Origin of the sequence: Aquamicrobium sp. LC103 (genome assembly GCF_001014615.2) — a bacterium.
GTDB lineage: Bacteria > Pseudomonadota > Alphaproteobacteria > Rhizobiales > Rhizobiaceae > LBCQ02.
In genome coordinates, this window is sequence record NZ_LBCQ02000003.1 from 269424 (window position 1) to 288418 (window position 18995).

Genomic DNA, 18995 nt, shown 5'->3' on the forward strand with positions numbered 1-18995 from the left:
ATACCCCCACCCTCGATCCCTCCCCACAAGGGGGGGGAAGCTTGCCCGGTGCCTCGAATTCTCACTCCACGATCTCCGCCGTATCGACCACCGCGTGAAAGAGCACGTCGCAGCCGGCGGCCGCCCATTCGGGGAAGATCTCCTCCGCTTCGTTGTGGCTCAGACCGTCGACGCACGGGCAGAACACCATCGCCGTCGGCGCGACGCGATTGATCCAGCAGGCGTCGTGCCCGGCGCCCGATACGATGTCGCGGTGGCTGTAGCCCAGCCGCTCCGCCGCTTCCCGCACCGCCTTCACGCAGCCCTCGTCGAAGGCGACCGGCTCGAAATGGCCGACCGCCTCCACTTCCGCCGAGATGTCGAGCGCCTCGGCAATGGTCGCTATCCCCGCCTCGATGCGCGTCCTCATCTCGGCCAGCACGTTCGCATGGGGCGTACGGATGTCGATGGTGAAGACAACCTTGCCCGGTATCACGTTGCGCGAATTCGGATAGACCTCGACATGGCCGATCGCGCCGACCGCGTCCGGCTGGTAATCCATCGCCACCTCGTGGACCAGCTCGGTCACCCGCGCCAGTCCCAGGCCGGCGTTGCGACGCTTGGGCATCGGCGTGGAGCCGGTGTGCGCCTCCCTGCCGATGAGCGTCACCTGCAGCCACCACAGCCCCTGCCCGTGCGTGACCACACCGATGTCGATGCCCTCGTCCTCCAGGATCGGCCCCTGCTCGATATGCAGTTCGAAGAACGCCTTCATCTTGCGGGCGCCGACCTTCTCGTCGCCCTTCCAGCCGATCCGCTCCAGCTCGTCGCCGAAGCGCTTGCCATCGCGGTCGGTGCGGTCGTAGGCCCAGTCCTGCTCATGCATGCCGGCGAACACGCCCGACGCGATCATGGCGGGCGCGAAGCGGGTGCCCTCTTCGTTCGTCCAGTTGGTGACGACGATCGGATGTTTCGTCTTGATGCCGAGATCGTTGAGCGTGCGCATGACCTCGAGCCCGCCGAGCACGCCCAGCACGCCGTCGAACTTGCCGCCGGTCGGCTGCGTGTCGAGATGGCTGCCGACATAGACCGGCAGCGCGTCGGGGTCGGTGCCTTCGCGGCGCGCGAACATCGTGCCCATCTGGTCGACGCCCATTTCGAGCCCGGCCTCGTCGCACCATCTCTTGAAGAGACGCCGCCCCTCGCCGTCGGCGTCGGTGAGTGTCTGGCGGTTGTTGCCGCCGGCGATGCCGGGGCCGATCTTCGCCATTTCCATCAGCGAATCCCACAAACGATCTGAATTGATTCGCAGGTTCTCGCCCGGCGCCGCCATTTTCGTTTCCTTCAGTTCTTCAATTCCATTTCCACGAAAGCCATGGGCTCGGCCGCCGCGTTGACGACATTGTGTTCCACGCCTTCGTCGCGGCGATAGGCGATGCCGGCTTCCATGTCGACCCGGCGGCTTCCTCCGCCGGGTTCTTCCAACAACATGCTGCACGGCGTCAGCGTGGTGATCACGTAATCCATGCCGTGGCGATGCCAGCCGGTCTCCGCCCCCGGCGCGAAATCCCACCGGGTGACGCGGACCTTGTCGTCGTCGATCAGCACCTGATGCGTGGCCTGGGGGCGGCTCATGGCTCAGTCCACCATTCTCAGGACTTCGCGCACGTGGTCGATGAGCTCGTCGATCTGGCCCTTGGTGATGATCAACGGCGGCGACAGCGCGATGATATCGCCGGTCGTGCGGATCAGCGCGCCGCGCTCGAACGCCTTCACGAAGGCCGAAAAGGCCCGCTTCGACGGTTCGCCAGGGATCGATTCCAGCTCGATCGCGCCGACGAGGCCGATATTGCGGATGTCGACGACATGCGGCTCACCCTTCAGCGAATGCAGCGCCTCCTCCCAATAAGGGGCGAGCTCGGCGCCGCGCGTCAAAAGCCCCTCTTCCTTGTAGGTGTCGAGCGTGCCGAGCGCGGCCGCCGAGGCGATCGGGTTGCCGGAATAGGTGTAGCCGTGGAAGAACTCGATCAGATGCTCCGGCCCGTTCATGAAGGCGTCGTGGATCTCCTTCTTCACGAACACCGCGCCCATCGGGATCACCCCGTTGCTGACGCCCTTGGCGGTGGTGATGATGTCGGGGACGACGCCGAAATAATCGGCGGCGAAAGGCGTTCCGAGACGGCCGAAGCCGGTGATGACCTCGTCGAAGATCAGGAGGATGCCGTGCTTGGTGCAGATGTCGCGCAGCCGCTGCAGATAGCCCTTCGGCGGAATGAGCACGCCGGTCGAACCGGCCACCGGCTCGACGATCACGGCGGCGATCGTCGAGGCGTCGTGCAGCGCCACGATGCGCTCCAGCTCGTCGGCCAACTCGGCGCCATGCTCTGGCTCGCCCCTGGTGAAGGTGTTCTTGGCCGGCAGATGGGTATGCGGCAGATGATCGACGCCGGCCAGCAGCGTGCCGAACATCTTGCGGTTGGTGACGATGCCGCCGACGGAGATGCCGCCGAAATTGACGCCGTGATAGCCACGCTCGCGGCCGATCAGCCGGGTGCGCGATCCCTCGCCCTTCACCCGCTGATAGGCGAGCGCGATCTTCAGCGCGGTGTCGACCGATTCCGAGCCGGAATTGGTGAAGAAGACGTGGTCCATGCCCTCGGGCGCGATATCGACGAGCCGGTTGGCGAGTTCGAAGACGATCGGGTGGCCCATCTGGAAGGCGGGCGCGTAGTCGAGCTCGGCCGCCTGGCTCTGGATCGCCTCGGTGATCTTCGGGCGACAGTGACCTGCATTGACGCACCACAGGCCCGCGGTGCCGTCGAGTATCTTGCGCCCGTCGCTTGCCGTGTAGTGCATGTCCTTTGCGGCGACCAGCATGCGCGGTGCCTGTTTGAACTGACGGTTTGCGGTGAACGGCATCCAGAATGCGCTGAGATCGTTCGGCGCAACGTTGAGCCTGTTGGACATGACCAAGCCTTTCCTCTTTTGTAGCCCCTGTATCGTTTCGGCCAACGCTTGGTTCTTCGGGCGCAGTTGTGCTACGCATTTTTTGACCGATTGGACAAACGTTAGCACCGCCACATGGGCGGTCAAGGGATTACTACCGCAAATGCCGAAGCGGCAGCGCGCTCCACAGCCCACTTCGAACTGGTCCAGTGTATTGGTCCAGAAGTCGTTCTCCGCACCTACCGGAAGGTTCGCATGGAAGCGGTGAAGCCGAAGCGCCGCACGCGCATCCAGATCGAGAAGCGGGAGCTGATCCTGGAAGCGGCGCTGGAGGTCTTTTCCACCCATGGCTTCCGCGGCTCGACCATCGACCAGATCGCCGAAGCCGCCGGCATGTCGAAGCCGAACCTGCTCTATTATTTTCGCGGCAAGGAAGACATCCACACCACGCTGATGCAGCGCCTGCTCGACACCTGGCTGGCGCCGCTGCGCGAGCTCGACGACATCGGCGACCCGATGACGGAGCTCAGGAGCTACATCCGCCGCAAGCTGGAGATGGCGCGCGACTACCCACGCGAGAGCCGGCTGTTCGCCAACGAGATACTGCAGGGCGCGCCGCGCATCATGCCGATGATCGAGGGGGAGTTGAAGACGCTGGTCGACGAGAAGACGCAGATCATCCGCGGCTGGATGCGCGCCGGCAAGATCGCGCGGACCGACCCCTATCATCTGATCTTCTCGATCTGGGCGACGACGCAGCACTATGCCGATTTCGACGTGCAGGTACGCGCCGTGCTCGGCCCCGATCGCGGCGGTGAAGGCCGCTTCGAGGACGCCGCCCGCTTCCTCGAGCAGCTCTTCATGGAGGGGCTGAAGCCAAAGGGCTGAACGTTGCGGATGCGTCAGACACGCATTATCTTACTTAATAAGTATCGATCACGATAAGGTAAGAAAAATGGGTGATACGGCAACTCTTTCATCGAAGTTTCAGATCTCCATTCCCAAGGCGGTTCGTGAGGAACAGGGCTGGAAGCCAGGTCAGGAGTTCGCCTTCCTTCCTCACGGCAAGAGCGTCATGCTGGTGCCCGTTCCCAAGCTTGAGGATTTGCTGGGCAGCCTCCCGAATGCCGATCCGACCGGCTACCGTGATCGGAACGACCGCTATTGATGCGCGTCGTCGACACCTCCGCCTGGATCGAAGGATTGATCAGGGGTGGGAATGGCAACGCGATTTCGCACGAGTTGCCGCTGCGGTCGCGGTGGATCGTACCGACGATCGTACAACTGGAGCTGGCAAAATGGCTTAGCCGAAATGCGACATATGACGAGGCTGCGGCGATCATGGCCTTTACGACGCGATGCATCGTCGTCGAGCTCACCACACCCATCGCGCTGCACGCCGCCGAATTGTGCCGCCAATGCAAGCTTTCGACGGCCGACGCGATCATCTACGCCACCACGCTCCACACCGATGCGGACTTGCTGACCTGCGACGCGCTTTTCATGGACCTGCCGCGGGTGCATTACCTTACGAAGGCGTAGACGCCGGTATCGGCCTCAACCGACCTTCCAGATCGTGCCCTGTGCCGTGGCGCAAAGCTTTTCGGCTTCTCCGTCGAGCACATAGACGTCGCAATGGCAGACCGCCTGCGACTTGCCGCTCCCCGTCACGCGCGCCTTCGCGACAAGCCGTCTGCCGACCGCCGGCCTCAGATAGTTGATCTTGTATTCGAGCGTCAGGGAATCCCCCAGCACCGAGCCGCCGGCATAGGTCAGCGCATTGTCGGCCAGGTAGCTCACCACGCCGCCATGGGCGAAGCCGTGCTGCTGCAGGTGCTCCGGCCTGAGGTCGAGCGCGAGTTCGGCCCCGCCCTTGGCGAAGGCGACGAGCTCGGTGCCGAGCAGGACGCTGAAGGGCTGCGAGGCGAGCACCTTGCGGCCGAATTCGAGCATGTCGTCGCTCATCTCTTCCTCTCCTTTACGCGTCTTTACGCGTCGCGCGAGAACGCCAGAACCAGGAGCCCGAGCACGGTGACGATCGCGCCCGCCGCCACGCTGGGCCGCGCCCAGCCGTGGCCGAGCAGTCCCTCGAACAGAATGATGTAGCACGGCGTCAGGTAGGTATAGGCAAGCACCTTCGCCGCCGGCAGCCGCATCGCGGCGAACTGCACGAGGAAGGTCGTCCCGGCCGTGGTGAAGATCGCGAGATAGGCGACCGATATCCAGACGATCGGCGGCAGCGATCCCCAATCCGTGTCCATGATCTCCCGCGCCCCATAGAGCGCGATGCAGAGCCCGGTCGCGAGCAGGCTCCAGAGCGTGAAGGCGACGAGCGGCTCGCCGCGATTGAGACGCTTGACCAGCGGCGCATAGACGGCGTGGCAGACGACGCCCACGAAGAAGATCATCTCGCCCTCGCCGACGTCGAAGGCGAGCAGCGCGTCGAGATCGCCGTTGAAGATGACCCAGATCGAGCCCAGACAGGCGAAGACCAGGCTCGCCATGGCGATGCCGCGCGGCACCTGGCCGAGAAGGAGATAGCCGAAGAAGGCCGACATCAGCGGCATCAGCGTGAAGACCGCGCCTGTCGAGACCGGATCGGTCAGGCGCAGCGCCACGAACATGGTGACGAAGAACACCGCCATCAGCCCACCGAGCACGAGGAAGCGCCAGGCGGCGCGCGGCGCGGGAATACGGCCCTTCAGCAATATCCAGGCCGCTACCGCCATCAGCGTCGTGCCGATCAGGAAACGCACCGCGTTGACCGCCGCGGGGCCGATATGCGGCGTCGCCAGCGCGCCGATCGAATAGGATCCGGCCACGAAGGCGGAGAAGGCGAACATGGCGAGATGGCCGAGCAGCTTCTGGTTGCCGGTGGCGAACTGGTAGCGACGGGCGGCCGTTTCGGTGAGATCGGTCAATGAGCGTTCCTCCGGACGGCTCCTAACTAACGGAACCGGCCGCGCCGGGGAACCGGAAACGATAGGTCCAGCGGGAAGTCCCTACATCGCCATGACGAACAGGAAGCCGCCGGCGAGCGCGACATTGCCGGCAAGGCTGTTGATGCGGTTCGACCGGTCGATGCCTTCGTGATCCCAGAAATTGTGAAACATCAGGCTCGCCAGGACCAGGAACAGAAGAAGCGCCGCGGCCGCCGGCACGAGCCAGACACCGGCCATGACCAGGCCTCCCGCCAGCACCTGCAGAAGGATGCCGAACGCGAGCGCCGCTTTTGGCCAGGGCACGCCTCGCCGGCCGATGATCCCCTCCAGGGTTTGAAAATTGGCGATGTTGCGCAGGCCCGCGAAGACGAACACGCCGCCGATGAGAAGACGTCCAACGGCGATGAGGAAGACTGGATCGGTGAGCATGGGACGTTCCTTCGAGCGGGCCGGACATGTCGCGCGAGAGCGGCATGCCCGTTGGATTTCTATGCAGCCACGCTTGCGGCCGCGACCGGATGAATGGCATGGAAGGGCACGCAGAGCCGGTTCCAGACATTGATCATGCCGATCAGAACGGTGAGGTTCACCACATCCTGCTCGCTGAAATGCCTCATCACCTCGGCATAGGCGGCGTCGTCAACCGGTCCTTCCGAAAGCCGGGTCACCTTCTCGGTCCAGGCGAGCGCCGCCCGCTCCGCATCGCTGAAGAGCGGCGATTCCCGCCAGGCGGAGACGAGATAGACCCGCTCTTCGCTCTCGCCGTCCGCGCGTGCCTCGCGGCTGTGCATATAGACGCAGTAGGAGCAGCCATTGATCTGCGAGGCGCGCAGCTTGACGAGATGCATCAGGCCCTTGTCCAGGCCGGATTCGTCGACCGCGGCGTTGAGTGCGCGCACGGCTTTCATCAGCGTCGGCGCGGCCTTCCAGTAATCGAGACGTGGTTGCACGATCTTCTTCCTTTGGTTTTTGAAAAACTGGGATCAGGCCTGCGGGCGCTGGTGGCGCGCGACGAAGCCGCAGGCGAATTTGATGGCGCGCGGATCGGCGTCGGCACGGTAGCCTTCGATCACGTCCGACAGCCTGGTTTCGGCAAGGGCGGCGCGATAGGCCCGCTCGGCGCGCAGCATGGCGGCGTTGATGCCGCAGGGCTTCACATAGGCGGCCGCCTCCAGTTTGCCCGGCCCGCGCTGACGGATTTCCGTGCAGCGGAACGCCGGGGCGGCCCCTTCGACCGCGAGCACGATGTCGAGCAGCGTGATCTTCTCCGGCAGGCGCGCCAGCCGGTAGCCGCCATGCGGACCCGGCACGGATTCGAGGATGCGACCCTCCACCAGCGCCTTCAGATGCTTCAGGAGATAGCTCTGCGAAATGCCGTGATACTCGGCGAGAGCGCTTGCCGGCAGCGTCCTGCCTTCTTCGAGGTTCGCCAGCATCGTCGCGCAATGGATGGCCGCTTCAACGCCTTCACCGAGTTTCATGTCCGATCTCCTATCGTGGATGATTTATATCATCGATATTTTGTATCCACAATAAGGAAGTGCCGGGCTCATGCCGTGTGCTGACAAACGCACTCCAGCAAAAACGGCGCCCGAAGGCGCCGTTTTCGGAAGGAATGCTGCAGAAAGCCCCTATTCTGCGGCCACCTTCGTCGCTGGATTGTTTGGATGCGTCGTCCAGTTGGCATAGGCTGGCGACACGGGCTGTCCGGTGCGCTTGTCCAGGGCTCCGGCGGCGAGCGGCTCCATCGTGATGCAGCCCTCCACCGGGCAGACATTGACGCAGAGATTGCAGCCGACGCATTCCTCTTCCATCACCTCGAAATGGCGCACGCCGTCGACCATCGAGGTGATCGCCTGGTGCGAGGTGTCCTCGCAGGCGATGTGGCAGCGGCCGCACTTGATGCAGGCATCCTGGTCGATATGCGCCTTGGCGACGTAGTTGAGGTTGAGATACTGCCAGTCGGTGACGTTCGGCGTCGCCCGGCCGACGATGTCGTCGAGGCTGCGATGGCCCTTCTCGTCCATCCAGTTCTCCAGCCCGGCGATCATCTCCTGGACGATCTTGAAGCCGTAGGTCATCGCCGCGGTGCAGACCTGCACGTTGCCGGCGCCCAGCGCCATGAATTCGGCCGCGTCCCGCCAGGTGGTGATGCCGCCTATGCCTGAGATCGGCAGTCCGCGCGTTTCCGGATCGCGGGCGATCTCGGCCACCATGTTCATCGCGATCGGCTTGACCGCCGGCCCGCAATAGCCGCCATGCGAGCCCCTGCCGTCGATCGACGGCTCCGGCGAGAAATTGTCGAGATCGACCGACGTGATCGAGTTGATCGTGTTGATCAGCGAAACGGCATCCGTTCCACCCGCTCTGGCTGCCCGCGCGGGCTTGCGGATATCGGTGATGTTGGGCGTCAGCTTGGTGATGACCGGCATGCGGGTATATTGCTTGCACCAGCGCACCACCATCTCGATATATTCCGGCACCTGGCCGACGGCGGCCCCCATGCCGCGCTCCGACATGCCGTGCGGGCAGCCGAAATTGAGCTCGATGCCGTCCGCGCCGGTTTCCTCGACCAGCGGCAGGATCGCCTTCCAGCTCTCCTCCGCGCAGGGCACCATGATCGAGGCGACCAGCGCGCGGTCCGGCCAGTTCATCTTCACCTGCTTCATCTCGCGCAGGTTGACGTATAGGTCGCGGTCTGTGATCAGCTCGATATTGTTGAAGCCGAGCAGCCGGCGGTCGGCGCCCCAGATCGCGCCGTAGCGCGGACCGTTGACATTGACGACCGGCGGTCCCTCCTCGCCCAGCGTCTTCCACACCACACCGCCCCAGCCGGCCTTGAACGCGCGCTCGACATTGTAGGCCTTGTCGGTCGGCGGCGCGGAGGCAAGCCAGAACGGATTCGGCGACTTGATGCCCACGAAATCGTTGCGAATGTCTGCCATGGGTTTCTTCCTCTGGCCTCGGCGGGTGCTGACGCCGCCACGCTCTTGCTAAGCACGCTCCCGGCGCGACGGACGTCCGGGCTTATCCATCACATCGAGCGAAGGGCACCGGCTCACCGTCTCCCACGCTCACGAAAATGGTTTCGACGCTGGCTCCCTCGGCCCGCAGGCGAACCGTCCGTTCATCCATCCGCACGGTCTCGTCACCATTCTGATAGACATTGGCGCAGGAAGCGGTCGTATCGAACGTTTCGCCGCCTGGCCGCCCTTGCGACCATTCACAGATGGTGTGCTCGTTGAAGCCTAGCCCGTAGCCGTCGATCAGCAGCCGTTCCTCTTTCCGCGGGTCGCACCATTCGCCGTCGAGCCACGCAGCCGCGGCGGCTGGGAGCGTTCCCATGAGCAAGGCGATGATGACGACGGCATATGTCATGCGAGCGCCCGGTTGATGCTCTCCGCCGCGTCGCGCCCCTGCGCCACCGCGGAGACCGTGAGATCGTCGCCGCCGAATATGCAGTCGCCGCCGGCCCACACTCCGGGAAGCGAGGTGCGGCCCTCTGCGTCGACCTTGATGCGCCCGCCCTCGAGCGTGATCGTCGGCCCGCTGCCGTTGAGCGCCGAGGACGAGAAGCTCTGGCCGATCGCCTTGAATATCTGGTCGGCCTGCAGCGTCAGCGTCTCGCCGGTCCCGGCGAGCCTGCCGTCCTTCAGCGCCGTGTATTCCAGCTCGATCGCCACCGCCCTGCCGTCTTCGGCGATCACCCGCCTCGGTCGCAGCCAGTGCCGCAGCACCACGCCGTTGGACGCCGCCAACTCCTGCTCGAACTCCGAAGCGTTCATGTGCTCCTGGCCGCGGCGATAGCAGACCGTCACCTCCTCGGCGCCGAGCAGCTTCGACTGCACGGCGGCGTCGATCGCCGTCATGCCGCCGCCGATCACGACCACGCGCCTTCCGACCGGCAGCGCGGTCAGATCCCGCGCCTGGCGCAGCGTGGCGATGAAATCGACCGCGTTCTCGACGCCCTCGGCTTCCTCGCCGTCGGCACGCAACGCGTTCACGCCGGCAAGCCCCATGCCGAGAAACACGGCGTCATGGAGCGCCGTCAGCTCGGAAAGATGGAAGTCCCGGCCGAGCGCCTTGCCGTTCTCCGTTCTGATGCCGCCGATCGCGGTGACGTAGTCGATCTCGGCCTGTGCGAAATCGTCCGTGCTCTTGTAGGCCGCGATGCCGTATTCGTTGAGCCCGCCGGCCTTGGGCCGCGCCTCGAATATGGTGACGTCGTGGCCATGGCGGGCCAGGCGATGCGCGGCGGCAAGCCCCGCCGGCCCCGCCCCCACCACCGCGACCTTGCGGCCGGTCGGCTCGGCGCGGGCGTAGAACTGCTTGGCCGCGCCCATCGCGGCATCGGTGGCGTAGCGCTGCAGCCGGCCGATCTGCACCGGCTTGCCCTCCGCCGCCTCGCGCACGCAGGCCTCCTCGCACAGCGTCTCGGTCGGGCAGACGCGGGCGCACATGCCGCCGAGAATGTTCTGGTCGAAGATGGTCTTGGCCGAGCCGAGCGGATTGCCGGTCGCGATCTGCCGGATGAACATCGGAATGTCGATGGAGGTCGGACACGCCTGCATGCAGGGCGCGTCGTAGCAGAAATAGCAGCGATCCGCCTCCACCAGCGCCTCGTGATGGTCGAGCGGCGGGTGCAGATCGGAAAAATTCTCGGCATATTGCGCGGGTGCAAGCCTTCCGCCGGCTATGCCGTCCTTGAACTGACCTTCCATCTCAGTTCCCCGTTATTGTTGTTTTGAGGAAGGCTAGCACAGTTTATTTTTTTATCAATTGGTCAATTTTCGAGTCCTCACGAGGCGTGGCCAAGTAAAGTTGACTACGATAATCACCTTTTCTTCGACGAAAGAAAGATCACGCGGCAATCGCCGCGGCCAGAAGCATGAAGCTGGCCAGGCTCAGAACGGCCCTCACCACATGCGAACGCTCCCAGCGATTGCGGAGCGCCCTCCAGTCGGCCGCCTCACCCTTTCCGCCCAATCGCGGCCCCGCGCCGAAGAACCCCCTTCCCGCCCCTTCGAGCCGTGTCTCTCTCAGCCAGAAATTGTTGACCGGGTGGGTGAGAAGCCAATAGGCGAGATGCGCCGCCGCAAGCGCCACAAGCGCGCCCAGCGTCAGCCGGAACGCCGCCCCGCTCGGCTGCGGGAAAGCCAGCACGGCGAGCGCGACGATGCCCAGCGGCTCCGCCGCCCCGGCGATCGTGAAGCCGGGATAGTAGATCGGCTGGACCGCCAGATACTCCTTCTCCGACAACCGCATCTTGCCCGGAAGCTCGAGCGCGTGGGCCAGCGACAGAGCCATGGCGACGGCCACCAGCAGCATCGCCGTCAATTCGAGGGCGAAGATCATCTTCCATCCTCCATCGACATGAAGACCTATCCTGGCGAAGCGCGGAATTTCCGGATTGTTCCCGTCCCGGCCCGCCGCCAAGTATTTTCCGACGGCGCCCGTCGCGTTAACCGCCCGCACCGGGGGCCAACGTCCGCGCGCGCCGTTCTTCCTGTCGCTTCAGCAGGTTGAAAGAGATTTCGGAATCAGGATGAAAGGAAGTTGATTCCATTCATGAGCCACCAACCGTTGCCCCACATCACGGCTCGCCCGCGCCGATCTCTTCCCGCCGCTTCGCGACATAGGCGTCCAGCTCTTCCCGCACGACCGGATCCATCGCCGGCTCTTCATATTGCTGCAGCGCCTTCTTCCAGAGAAGCGTGGCGCGCGCGGTGGCATCGAGGCCGCCGGCCTCCCGCCAGCTCTCGAAATTCTGCCAATTGGAGAGAAGCGGCTGGTAGAAGGCCGTCGAATAGCGCTCCAGCGTGTGCGGATCGCCGAAGAAATGCCCGCCCGTCGGCACGCGGCCCAACGCATCCAGCGCCAGTTCGCCCGCGTCGACCGCGATCGGCCGCAGGAACTCCATCATGTGCTGTATCATCTCGACGTCGAGGACGAGCTTCTCGAAGGAGGCCGTCAGCCCGCCCTCCTGCCAGCCGGCGGCGTGGTAGACGAGATTGCCGTGGCCGAGCACCGCGCCCCATAGCGCCATCATCGTCTCGTAGGCGCCCTGCGCGTCGGCGGCGTTGGAGGCCGAGCCAGGCGTCGTGCGATAGGGAAGATCGTAACGCCGCGCGAGCTGGCCCGACGCGATGTTGGCCTTTGCGTTCTCCGGCGTGCCGAAGGCCGGCGCGCCGGAACGCATGTCGACATTGGAGGTGAAGGCGCCGTAGATCACCGGCGCGCCGGGCCGCACGAGCTGCGTCAGCACCACCCCGAACAGCGCCTCGGCATTCTGCTGGGCGAGCGCGCCGGCAAGCGTCACCGGGCTCATCGCCCCCATCAGCGTGAACGGCGTGACGCAGACCGACTGGCCGAATTCGGCCATGGTCATCAGCCCCTCGGCCATCGCCTCGTCGAAGCGGCGCGGCGAGTTGACGGAGATGATCGTCGTCACGCCCGGATCGTCCGCCATCTGCCCGAGCGTCATTGCGCGGCTGATCGCCATCATAGCGATGCCGTCGAGCGCCCTGCCCCGCCCGATCGCCGAGACGTGAAAGCTCTTGTCGGTCTGCGTCAGATTGGCGAGATAGGTGTCGAGATGGCGCGAATTCGCCGGCAGCTCGATCGGCGCGCAGACCTGGTTGCCGAGCATGTGGATGCAGTTGAAATGCTGCGCCAGCCGAACGAGGTCGCGATAGTCGGCAAGGTTGCCGGCCCGCCTGCCGCGCTCCATGTCGTGAACGTTGGGCGGTCCGGCGACGAGCGTGAAATTGATCTCGTTGCCACCGAGATGGATTGCTCTGGCGGGATTGCGCGGCGTCAGCGTAAAGCACGGCTTCGTCGTCTGGAGCGCTTCATCCACGAGTCCGCGGTCGAGCCGCACCGTCTGGCTCGCACGGTCCACGTCCGCGCCGGCCTTCTCGAACAGCGAAAGCGCGCGCGCGCTCATCACCTCGATCCCGAGATTTTCGAGGATAAGCATCGAGGCGTCGTGAATCGCCTCGACTTGGTCCTCGGACAGAAGTGCCATCGGCGGATAGGGGCTTTGCACCCTTCGCGGCGGCAGTTGCGGGATCGCGCCGTGCTCCCTGGCATTGGCGCGGTCGGCGGATCGGCGGCGACGGATCGGCGTGCTCATACGGCGCATTGAACAACCGGCCGGAGACGATCACTGCCAGAAAAGCGTCACCCGCAGGCGAAATTTTATCTGGAGCGGCACCTGATTCATATAATTATCTCTCAGGCGACCATTTATGTCGTGTTATCGCCAATCGGTATCGACACATTTCGCGCGGGAAACATGGTTAATCCCCTCGGCAAGACTCCCTTTATGATTTGCGGCTAAAGCTCGCCGCATGCACGGGTACAATTTTAGTCGAGTTTTAGCGGTCGCTCTGCTGCTGGGGTTGGCGGCCTGCGCCACGCCACCGAGCCGCATCAACAATGTCTGCGCGGTCTTCGACCAGCGCGACGGATGGGTCAACAACTGGTATTCGTCGGCATCGCGCGCGGAACGGAAATATGGTGTGCCGGTGCCGGTGCTGATGGCGACCATCCGCAAGGAATCCGGCTTCAAGCACAATGCCCGGCCGCCGCGCGGCAAGCTTTTCGGCGTCATTCCCTGGAAACGCGCTTCGTCGGCCTACGGCTATTCGCAGGCGCTGAACGGCACCTGGGATCAGTACAGGCGCGAGACCGGTCGCTTCGGCGCGCGGCGCTCGAATTTCTCGGACGCGGTCGATTTCGTCGGCTGGTACCACTCCAAGACGGCCGACAGGCACGGCGTCGCCCGCGACGACACCTATAGCCTCTACCTCGCCTATTATCTCGGCTGGGGCGGCTACGGCCGGGGCGACTGGAAGAGCAAGCCCGGCATCCAGAAATATGCGCGCGACACCGAGCAGATGGCCCAGCGCTACGCCGCACAGCTCCAGCAATGCCGGCGGTGAGCCGCGGCTATCGAGGACAGCCGCGCGGAAAACGCTCCGGCCTCAGCGCGGCTTCTTGCCGAACACCCTGATGTATTCGGCCTCGCCGCCTTTGGCGAGCGCCTTCGCCTGGCGCACCCATTCCTCGCGCTCGACGCGGCCGGGGAAGTTGATGTAACCGCCGATCCAGGCACATTCCGCCTTCCTCCACGCCGCGACCTGGGTGAAGGTATGGATGCCGAGCTCGTTCAGCAGGCGCTCGGTCTTCGGCCCGACGCCCGCGATCAGCTTGAGATCGTCGGGCTTGGCCGGCCGCGCCGTACCCGCCGGCCTGCCCCGTTCGGGAGGCGGAAGATCGACCAGTGAGGAAGCCGCCGGCACGAGCGTCGAGGGAGGCGTCTTCGCCGGTCCCGCGACCATCGCCGCGCGGGCGGCTTTCGGCGACGACGCCGTCTTGATCCGCCGCGGCTGGACGCCGACCGCGCCTTTGGTCGCAGCCTGTTCCCGGCGCGTCCTTGCAGTCCCCGGACGCACCTCCGCGCTCGCCGCCTCGCGCCCTTCGCCTACTTCGGTCAGCGATTTCTTCGGCGCGGAATCGCCGGCCTTTCCGGTCAACGCCTTCGAGGCCCGCACCTTCGGATGCTCCTCCTCGCGCAGCGCCTCGGCGGGAGTTCTCGCCTCGGAGCCTCCGGGCTGTTCGACGGCTTTTTGCGATTTGGCGCCCCGTCTCCGCGTCTCGACCGTCGGCGCCGCCGTTGCCGGGTCGTCCTCCGGCTCGCCGGCGAAGCTGATCACCGGCTCCATCGTGGCAAGCTGCGCGTCGTCGAGCCAGCACAGGCTCCTGTGGCCGCCACCGAGATCCTTGAGCGGCGGCACCTGCGTCTCGCAAAGATTGTCCGGCACGAACTTCTTCCAGCGGCAGCGCGTCTGGAACGGGCAGCCCGGCGGCGGGTTCATCGCCGAGGGAATGTCGCCCTCCAGCACGATGCGCTTCTTGACCACGCTGGTGTCGGCAATCGGGATCGCCGAAAGCAGCGCCTCGGTATAGGGATGGTAGGGCGGCGAGAAGATCTGGTCCGTCGTCCCCTGCTCCACGATATGGCCGAGATACATGACGATCACCCGGTCGGCGATGTAGCGCACCACCGACAGGTCGTGGCTGATGAACAGCATCGTCGTCTTGTTCTTGCGCTGGATGTCCATCAGCAGTTCGGTCACCGCCGCCTGCACCGAGACGTCGAGCGCGGAGACCGGCTCGTCCGCCACCACCACCTTTGCCTGGCCAGCAAAGGCGCGGGCGACGCCGATGCGCTGCTTCTGCCCGCCGGAAAGCTGGCGCGGCATGCGCTCGGCGAAAGCACGGGGAAGTTTCACCAGATCGAGCAGCTCGAACATGCGCTGCCGCCGCTCCTCGACCGAACGGCCGATCTTGAACTTCTCCAGCGTCCGGATGATCTGCGAGCCGACCGAATGGCTCGGATTGAGCGTGTCGAACGGGTTCTGGAACACCATCTGGATCGCCGAGACCGTGTCGGTGTTGCGTTCCTCGATCGGCGAGGACTGGATTTCGGCATTGCCGAGCGTCACCGTGCCATCGCTGGCCGTCTCCAGCCCGAGCAACACCTTGGCCAGCGTGGACTTGCCGCAGCCGCTCTCGCCGACGATCGCGACCGTCTCGCTCTCGCGCGCCTCGAAGCTGATCTGCTCGTTCGCCTTGACCGTGCGCGCCTCCGCCCCGCCGAAGATCGCATTGGCGGCGACATGGTAGTATTTCTTCAAATTGTCGACCTTCAGCACGGACGCGCCGGGCTTCACCGGTTCCTTCTCGGTCTTGGCCCCATCGGGCAGCGCCGCCCAGTCGATCTCATCGAACCGCACGCAGCGGCTCATATGGCCCGGATGCCCCGCGACCGGTATCATCGGTATTTCGGCGGCGTTGCACACGCCTTCCACGAAATGGTGGCAGCGCGGCCCGAAATTGCAGCCCCTGGGCCGCTCGTGCGGCAGCGGCAGCTGCCCCGGAATGGCGATCAGCGGCCGCGAGTTCTTGTCGGCGCCCGGCAGCGGGATCGAGCGAAACAGCCCTTGCGTATAAGGGTGGCGCATGTGGTCGAACACGTCCTCGATGCGGCCGGTCTCCACCGCCTCGCCCGAATACATCACCGTGATCTTGTCGCAGGTCTCCAGGATCAGGCCGAGATTGTGCGACACGAAGATCATCGACGTGCCGAATTCCTTGCCGAGCCCCTTCACCAATTCGACGATGCCGGCCTCGACCGTCACGTCCAGCGCGGTCGTCGGCTCGTCGAGCAGCAGCAGCGCCGGCTTCGAAAGCAGTGCCATGGCGATCACGATGCGCTGCTGCTGGCCGCCGGAAAGCTGGTGCGGATAGGAGCGCATCATCCGCTCGGGATCGGGCAGGCGCACCGCCTTCAGCATGTCGAGCGAGCGCTGGTAGGCCTCCTCCTTGGAAACCTTGTCGTGGATCAGCGGCACTTCCATCAACTGCCGGCCGATCTTCATCGCGGGGTTCAGGCTCGCCATCGGCTCCTGATAGATCATGGCGATCTTGTTGCCGCGGATCGAGCGCAGCTCCTCCTCCGACATCTCGCCCATGTCCCTGCCCTGGAACCGGATCCGCCCACCGACGATCCTCCCGACATTCGACAGGTCGCGCATGATGCCGAGCGAGACGGTCGACTTGCCGCAACCGCTCTCGCCGACGATTCCCATCGCCTCGCCGGGCTGCACCGTGCAGGAAAAATCCATCACCGCCGGAATCTCGCCGCGGCGCGTGAAGAAGGAGATCGACAGGTTCTCGATTTCCAGGATGGGCTGGGTGCCTTCGATGTTCGTGGCTCTGACGGCTTCGTTCATCATCAATCTCCCATATTCGCCTCGGCGGGTGAGGGGAAAACACGGTTCCTCATCGACATCGTCCTCAATCCTTCAGCGACTGTTCGCGCAACGCGTCGGCGAGCAGGTTGAGGCCGAGCACGAACGACATCAGCGCGATCGTCGGCGGCAGCGCGGGGTGAATGAACGAACGCAACAACCGGCTGGCATCCTTGATCGCCGTGCCCCAATCCGGACTTTCCGGCGCGAGCCCGAGCCCGAAATAGCCGAGCGTGCCGAGAAGGATCGTGGTGTAGCCGATGCGCAGGCAGGCATCGACGATCAGCGGCCCGCGCGCGTTCGGCAATATCTCCCACAGCATGATGTACCAGGGCGTCTCGCCGCGGGTCTGCGCCGCCGAGACATAGTCGCGCGTCTTTATGTCCATGGTAAGCCCGCGCACGATGCGGAACACGCCGGGACTGGACGCGAAGACCACCGCCACGAAGATGTTGAGCTGGTTGGAATCGATCGAGACGATGCCGAGCGGATCGGCGTCGAACACCAGCCCGACATAGATCCATCCGCCGATGAGGATCGTCAATGCCAGTTGCAGAACAAGCAGTTGCGGCCGATTCTTGAATCTGGTGAAGAACAGGACGCAGAAGAAGATGATCGGGAACAGGAAGAACAGCCCGGCCATCGCGTAGGGAATGGGCGTGTCCATGATGCCCGGCGTCACCAGCAGGTAGAAGAGCAGGATCACCGGGAAGGCGAGCACAAGATTGGCAAGGAACGACAAGACCGCGTCGATCCTGCCGCCATAGTAGCCGGCCGGCAGGCCGAGCGTGATGCCCACCATCAGCGCGAAGGCGGTGGCCGCGGGCGCGATGATGAGCACGATCTGGCTGCCATAGACCATGCGGCTGAAGACGTCGCGGGCGAGCTTGTCGCCGCCGAAGAGGTAGATGCCGCCGCCGTCCGGCACGACCGCCCCCGGCAGCGCGTCCTTCATGATCGGTATCTGCGCCAGCGGATTGAACGGCGAGACGGTGCCCGCGAAGATCGCCGTGAACAGCCAGAACAGGCAGATGGCGACGCCGGCGATCCCCACGCCGCTGTCGAAGAGTTGGCCGTAGAGGCCGAGCCTCTTCTTAAAGGTGAAGCTCGCGCCGAGCACGAGAGCGATCGCCAGCCAGACCGGCCAGAACCGGGCGAGAACCCCGATTAAGATCTGGAAAGCGCCGATGAACTCCAGTTGCATGTTCCCGGCGCTCCCCTATTGAACCCGAATGCGTGGATTGAGGTAGGCGTAGCCGATGTCGGAGATGAGCTGCGTGAACAGCACCACGAAGACCGAGACCAGCGAGCAGCCGAGCAGAAGGTCGATGTCGTTGTTTCCCGCCGCCTCCACCAGCGTGAAGCCGAAGCCCTGGTAGCGGAACATCGTCTCGACGATGACGACGCCGGTGAGCAGCCACGGAAACTGCAGCATGATGACGGTGAACGGCGCGATCAGCGCGTTGCGCAGCGCGTGCTTGACGACGACAGAGCCGAAGCCGAGCCCCTTCAGACGCGCGGTGCGGATATATTGCTGCGTCATCACCTCGACCATCGAGGCGCGCGTCATGCGCGCGATGTAGCCGATGCCGTAGACCGCCATGGTCATCACCGGCAGGGTGAAGTTGTAGAAGGTGACGCCCTGGTTCGTGGCGCTCGCGGCAGACCCGTTCAGCCAGCCGAGCCAGGAGGCGAAGATGACGGTGAAGATGACGCCCGAGACGTATTCTGGCGTCGCCGTGGTGGCGATCGAGGCGACCGAGAGCACGCGGTCGGTCCGCGATCCCTCCCGCATCCCGGCGAGAATGCCGATCAGCAGCGCCACCGGCACCATCACCACCATCACCCAGAACATCAGGATGCCCGTCGCTCCGAGCGCCGGAAAGAGCTTGTCGGCCACCTTCACCCTGAACTTCGTGGAACAGCCGAAATCGCCCTGCAGAACGCCCGCATAGGTCGGCACGTCCGGTTCGTCGCAGAAGCGGAAGCGCGGCGTCACCGCCCCGGTCGCCGGATCGATGTTGGGCTGCTTGGGCAGCACGCCCAACCATTGCCCGTAGCGGACGAAGAAATTCTGTCGGTAGCCGTTCTTGACGAGCCAGCTTTCCAGTTGTTCGGTCGTCGCCCTCTGCTCGGTCTGGCTGATCGCCAGCTTCTTGAGGTTCGGCTCGAGGTTGACGAGGAAGAAGACCACGAATGTCAGGCATAGCATGGTCAGCATCATCGTGATGAAGCGACGCAGTATGAATGAAAGCATCAATGCCCCCTGCCGGCAGGTTTGGGGTCAATCGTAATCGGAGGCTGCGGA

General features: G+C 64.5%; 19 protein-coding genes and 1 pseudogene. 4 read left to right on the forward strand and 16 right to left on the reverse strand.

Annotated elements, in window-relative coordinates; all coding sequences use genetic code 11:
* Window positions 1-61 precede the first annotated feature (61 nt).
* Genes XW59_RS07670 through XW59_RS07680 form a run of 3 tightly spaced genes read right to left on the reverse strand, consistent with a single transcriptional unit; the run spans window position 62 to window position 2946 of the window.
* The gene (locus XW59_RS07670) at window positions 62-1312 is read right to left on the reverse strand and encodes a Zn-dependent hydrolase (protein WP_047144097.1); all 1251 of its coding nucleotides are present in this window, start codon (window positions 1310-1312) and stop codon (window positions 62-64) included.
* An 11-nt stretch (window positions 1313-1323) separates the two neighbouring features.
* Window positions 1324-1614, reverse strand: coding sequence for a cupin domain-containing protein (locus XW59_RS07675; protein WP_047144096.1), 291 nt, complete (start codon window positions 1612-1614; stop codon window positions 1324-1326).
* Between the two features lie 3 nt (window positions 1615-1617).
* Window positions 1618-2946 carry an aspartate aminotransferase family protein gene (locus XW59_RS07680; protein WP_047144095.1) on the reverse strand — a complete coding sequence of 443 codons (1329 nt, stop codon included), beginning with the start codon at window positions 2944-2946 and terminating at the stop codon, window positions 1618-1620.
* Between the two features lie 234 nt (window positions 2947-3180).
* Between XW59_RS07680 and XW59_RS07685 the strand changes: the two genes are divergently transcribed.
* The 3 genes from XW59_RS07685 to XW59_RS07695 all read left to right on the forward strand — a co-directional run bounded on the left by XW59_RS07685 (window position 3181) and on the right by XW59_RS07695 (window position 4467).
* Window positions 3181-3813: a TetR family transcriptional regulator C-terminal domain-containing protein gene (locus XW59_RS07685; protein WP_047144094.1), complete on the forward strand. Its 633-nt coding sequence runs from the start codon at window positions 3181-3183 to the stop codon at window positions 3811-3813.
* A gap of 67 nt (window positions 3814-3880) precedes the next feature.
* Window positions 3881-4093, forward strand: coding sequence for an AbrB/MazE/SpoVT family DNA-binding domain-containing protein (locus tag XW59_RS07690; RefSeq protein ID WP_047144093.1), 213 nt, complete (start codon window positions 3881-3883; stop codon window positions 4091-4093).
* Window positions 4093-4467: a type II toxin-antitoxin system VapC family toxin gene (locus XW59_RS07695; RefSeq protein ID WP_047144092.1), complete on the forward strand. Its 375-nt coding sequence runs from the start codon at window positions 4093-4095 to the stop codon at window positions 4465-4467. Before XW59_RS07690 ends, XW59_RS07695 begins: the two co-directional genes overlap by 1 nt.
* A gap of 15 nt (window positions 4468-4482) precedes the next feature.
* Here XW59_RS07695 and XW59_RS07700 read toward each other — a convergent pair whose 3' ends face one another.
* From XW59_RS07700 to XW59_RS07745, 10 genes are all read right to left on the reverse strand, one after another.
* Window positions 4483-4890 carry a PaaI family thioesterase gene (locus tag XW59_RS07700; RefSeq protein WP_047144091.1) on the reverse strand — a complete coding sequence of 136 codons (408 nt, stop codon included), beginning with the start codon at window positions 4888-4890 and terminating at the stop codon, window positions 4483-4485.
* 23 nt (window positions 4891-4913) lie between these two features.
* Complete coding sequence (locus XW59_RS07705) at window positions 4914-5846, reverse strand: DMT family transporter (RefSeq protein WP_246666026.1); 933 nt, start codon at window positions 5844-5846, stop codon at window positions 4914-4916.
* An 81-nt stretch (window positions 5847-5927) separates the two neighbouring features.
* Window positions 5928-6296 (reverse strand): DoxX family protein, encoded by a 369-nt coding sequence (locus XW59_RS07710; RefSeq protein ID WP_047144090.1) that lies wholly within the window; start codon window positions 6294-6296, stop codon window positions 5928-5930.
* Window positions 6297-6355: 59 nt separating this feature from the next.
* Entirely contained in the window at window positions 6356-6817 is a 462-nt protein-coding gene (locus tag XW59_RS07715) for a carboxymuconolactone decarboxylase family protein (RefSeq protein WP_047144089.1), read from the reverse strand.
* 33 nt (window positions 6818-6850) lie between these two features.
* A complete protein-coding gene (locus tag XW59_RS07720) occupies window positions 6851-7348 on the reverse strand; it encodes an Rrf2 family transcriptional regulator (protein ID WP_047144088.1) in 498 nt (165 codons plus the stop codon).
* A 150-nt stretch (window positions 7349-7498) separates the two neighbouring features.
* Window positions 7499-8812 carry an NAD-dependent dihydropyrimidine dehydrogenase subunit PreA gene (gene preA / locus XW59_RS07725; protein ID WP_047144087.1) on the reverse strand — a complete coding sequence of 438 codons (1314 nt, stop codon included), beginning with the start codon at window positions 8810-8812 and terminating at the stop codon, window positions 7499-7501.
* An 82-nt stretch (window positions 8813-8894) separates the two neighbouring features.
* A complete protein-coding gene (locus tag XW59_RS07730; RefSeq protein ID WP_047144086.1) occupies window positions 8895-9245 on the reverse strand; it encodes a hypothetical protein in 351 nt (116 codons plus the stop codon).
* Window positions 9242-10588: an NAD(P)-dependent oxidoreductase gene (locus XW59_RS07735; RefSeq protein WP_047144085.1), complete on the reverse strand. Its 1347-nt coding sequence runs from the start codon at window positions 10586-10588 to the stop codon at window positions 9242-9244. The genes XW59_RS07730 and XW59_RS07735 overlap by 4 nt, the downstream gene beginning before the upstream one ends.
* 139 nt (window positions 10589-10727) lie before the next feature.
* On the reverse strand, window positions 10728-11222 hold the full coding sequence (locus XW59_RS07740; RefSeq protein ID WP_047144084.1) for an anthrone oxygenase family protein: 495 nt from the start codon (window positions 11220-11222) through the stop codon (window positions 10728-10730).
* 238 nt (window positions 11223-11460) lie between these two features.
* Complete coding sequence (locus XW59_RS07745; RefSeq protein ID WP_047144083.1) at window positions 11461-13002, reverse strand: trimethylamine methyltransferase family protein; 1542 nt, start codon at window positions 13000-13002, stop codon at window positions 11461-11463.
* 217 nt (window positions 13003-13219) lie between these two features.
* Here XW59_RS07745 and XW59_RS07750 point away from each other — a divergent pair, with 217 nt between their 5' ends.
* Window positions 13220-13813: a membrane protein gene (locus XW59_RS07750; protein WP_047144082.1), complete on the forward strand. Its 594-nt coding sequence runs from the start codon at window positions 13220-13222 to the stop codon at window positions 13811-13813.
* A 762-nt stretch (window positions 13814-14575) separates the two neighbouring features.
* Here the strand turns inward: XW59_RS07750 and XW59_RS07755 are convergent.
* From XW59_RS07755 to XW59_RS07765, 3 genes and pseudogenes are all read right to left on the reverse strand, one after another.
* Window positions 14576-16669 (reverse strand): annotated as a pseudogene (locus XW59_RS07755) (ABC transporter ATP-binding protein); the annotation flags it as partial.
* 64 nt (window positions 16670-16733) lie between these two features.
* Window positions 16734-17891: an ABC transporter permease gene (locus XW59_RS07760; RefSeq protein WP_047144081.1), complete on the reverse strand. Its 1158-nt coding sequence runs from the start codon at window positions 17889-17891 to the stop codon at window positions 16734-16736.
* Between the two features lie 15 nt (window positions 17892-17906).
* A complete protein-coding gene (locus tag XW59_RS07765) occupies window positions 17907-18944 on the reverse strand; it encodes an ABC transporter permease (protein WP_136068000.1) in 1038 nt (345 codons plus the stop codon).
* Window positions 18945-18995: the final 51 nt, after the last annotated feature.

Excerpts from the sequence above, each read along its gene's own strand:
- XW59_RS07670 (WP_047144097.1), bottom strand. The coding sequence starts at position 1,312 with ATGGCGGCGCCGGGCGAGAACCTGCGAATCAATTCAGATCGTTTGTGG.
- XW59_RS07675 (WP_047144096.1), bottom strand. The coding sequence starts at position 1,614 with ATGAGCCGCCCCCAGGCCACGCATCAGGTGCTGATCGACGACGACAAG.
- XW59_RS07680 (WP_047144095.1), bottom strand. The coding sequence starts at position 2,946 with ATGTCCAACAGGCTCAACGTTGCGCCGAACGATCTCAGCGCATTCTGG.
- XW59_RS07685 (WP_047144094.1), top strand. The coding sequence starts at position 3,181 with ATGGAAGCGGTGAAGCCGAAGCGCCGCACGCGCATCCAGATCGAGAAG.
- XW59_RS07690 (WP_047144093.1), top strand. The coding sequence starts at position 3,881 with ATGGGTGATACGGCAACTCTTTCATCGAAGTTTCAGATCTCCATTCCC.
- XW59_RS07695 (WP_047144092.1), top strand. The coding sequence starts at position 4,093 with ATGCGCGTCGTCGACACCTCCGCCTGGATCGAAGGATTGATCAGGGGT.
- XW59_RS07700 (WP_047144091.1), bottom strand. The coding sequence starts at position 4,890 with ATGAGCGACGACATGCTCGAATTCGGCCGCAAGGTGCTCGCCTCGCAG.
- XW59_RS07710 (WP_047144090.1), bottom strand. The coding sequence starts at position 6,296 with ATGCTCACCGATCCAGTCTTCCTCATCGCCGTTGGACGTCTTCTCATC.
- XW59_RS07720 (WP_047144088.1), bottom strand. The coding sequence starts at position 7,348 with ATGAAACTCGGTGAAGGCGTTGAAGCGGCCATCCATTGCGCGACGATG.
- preA (WP_047144087.1), bottom strand. The coding sequence starts at position 8,812 with ATGGCAGACATTCGCAACGATTTCGTGGGCATCAAGTCGCCGAATCCG.
- XW59_RS07730 (WP_047144086.1), bottom strand. The coding sequence starts at position 9,245 with ATGACATATGCCGTCGTCATCATCGCCTTGCTCATGGGAACGCTCCCA.
- XW59_RS07735 (WP_047144085.1), bottom strand. The coding sequence starts at position 10,588 with ATGGAAGGTCAGTTCAAGGACGGCATAGCCGGCGGAAGGCTTGCACCC.
- XW59_RS07740 (WP_047144084.1), bottom strand. The coding sequence starts at position 11,222 with ATGATCTTCGCCCTCGAATTGACGGCGATGCTGCTGGTGGCCGTCGCC.
- XW59_RS07745 (WP_047144083.1), bottom strand. The coding sequence starts at position 13,002 with ATGAGCACGCCGATCCGTCGCCGCCGATCCGCCGACCGCGCCAATGCC.
- XW59_RS07750 (WP_047144082.1), top strand. The coding sequence starts at position 13,220 with ATGCACGGGTACAATTTTAGTCGAGTTTTAGCGGTCGCTCTGCTGCTG.
- XW59_RS07760 (WP_047144081.1), bottom strand. The coding sequence starts at position 17,891 with ATGCAACTGGAGTTCATCGGCGCTTTCCAGATCTTAATCGGGGTTCTC.
- XW59_RS07765 (WP_136068000.1), bottom strand. The coding sequence starts at position 18,944 with ATGCTTTCATTCATACTGCGTCGCTTCATCACGATGATGCTGACCATG.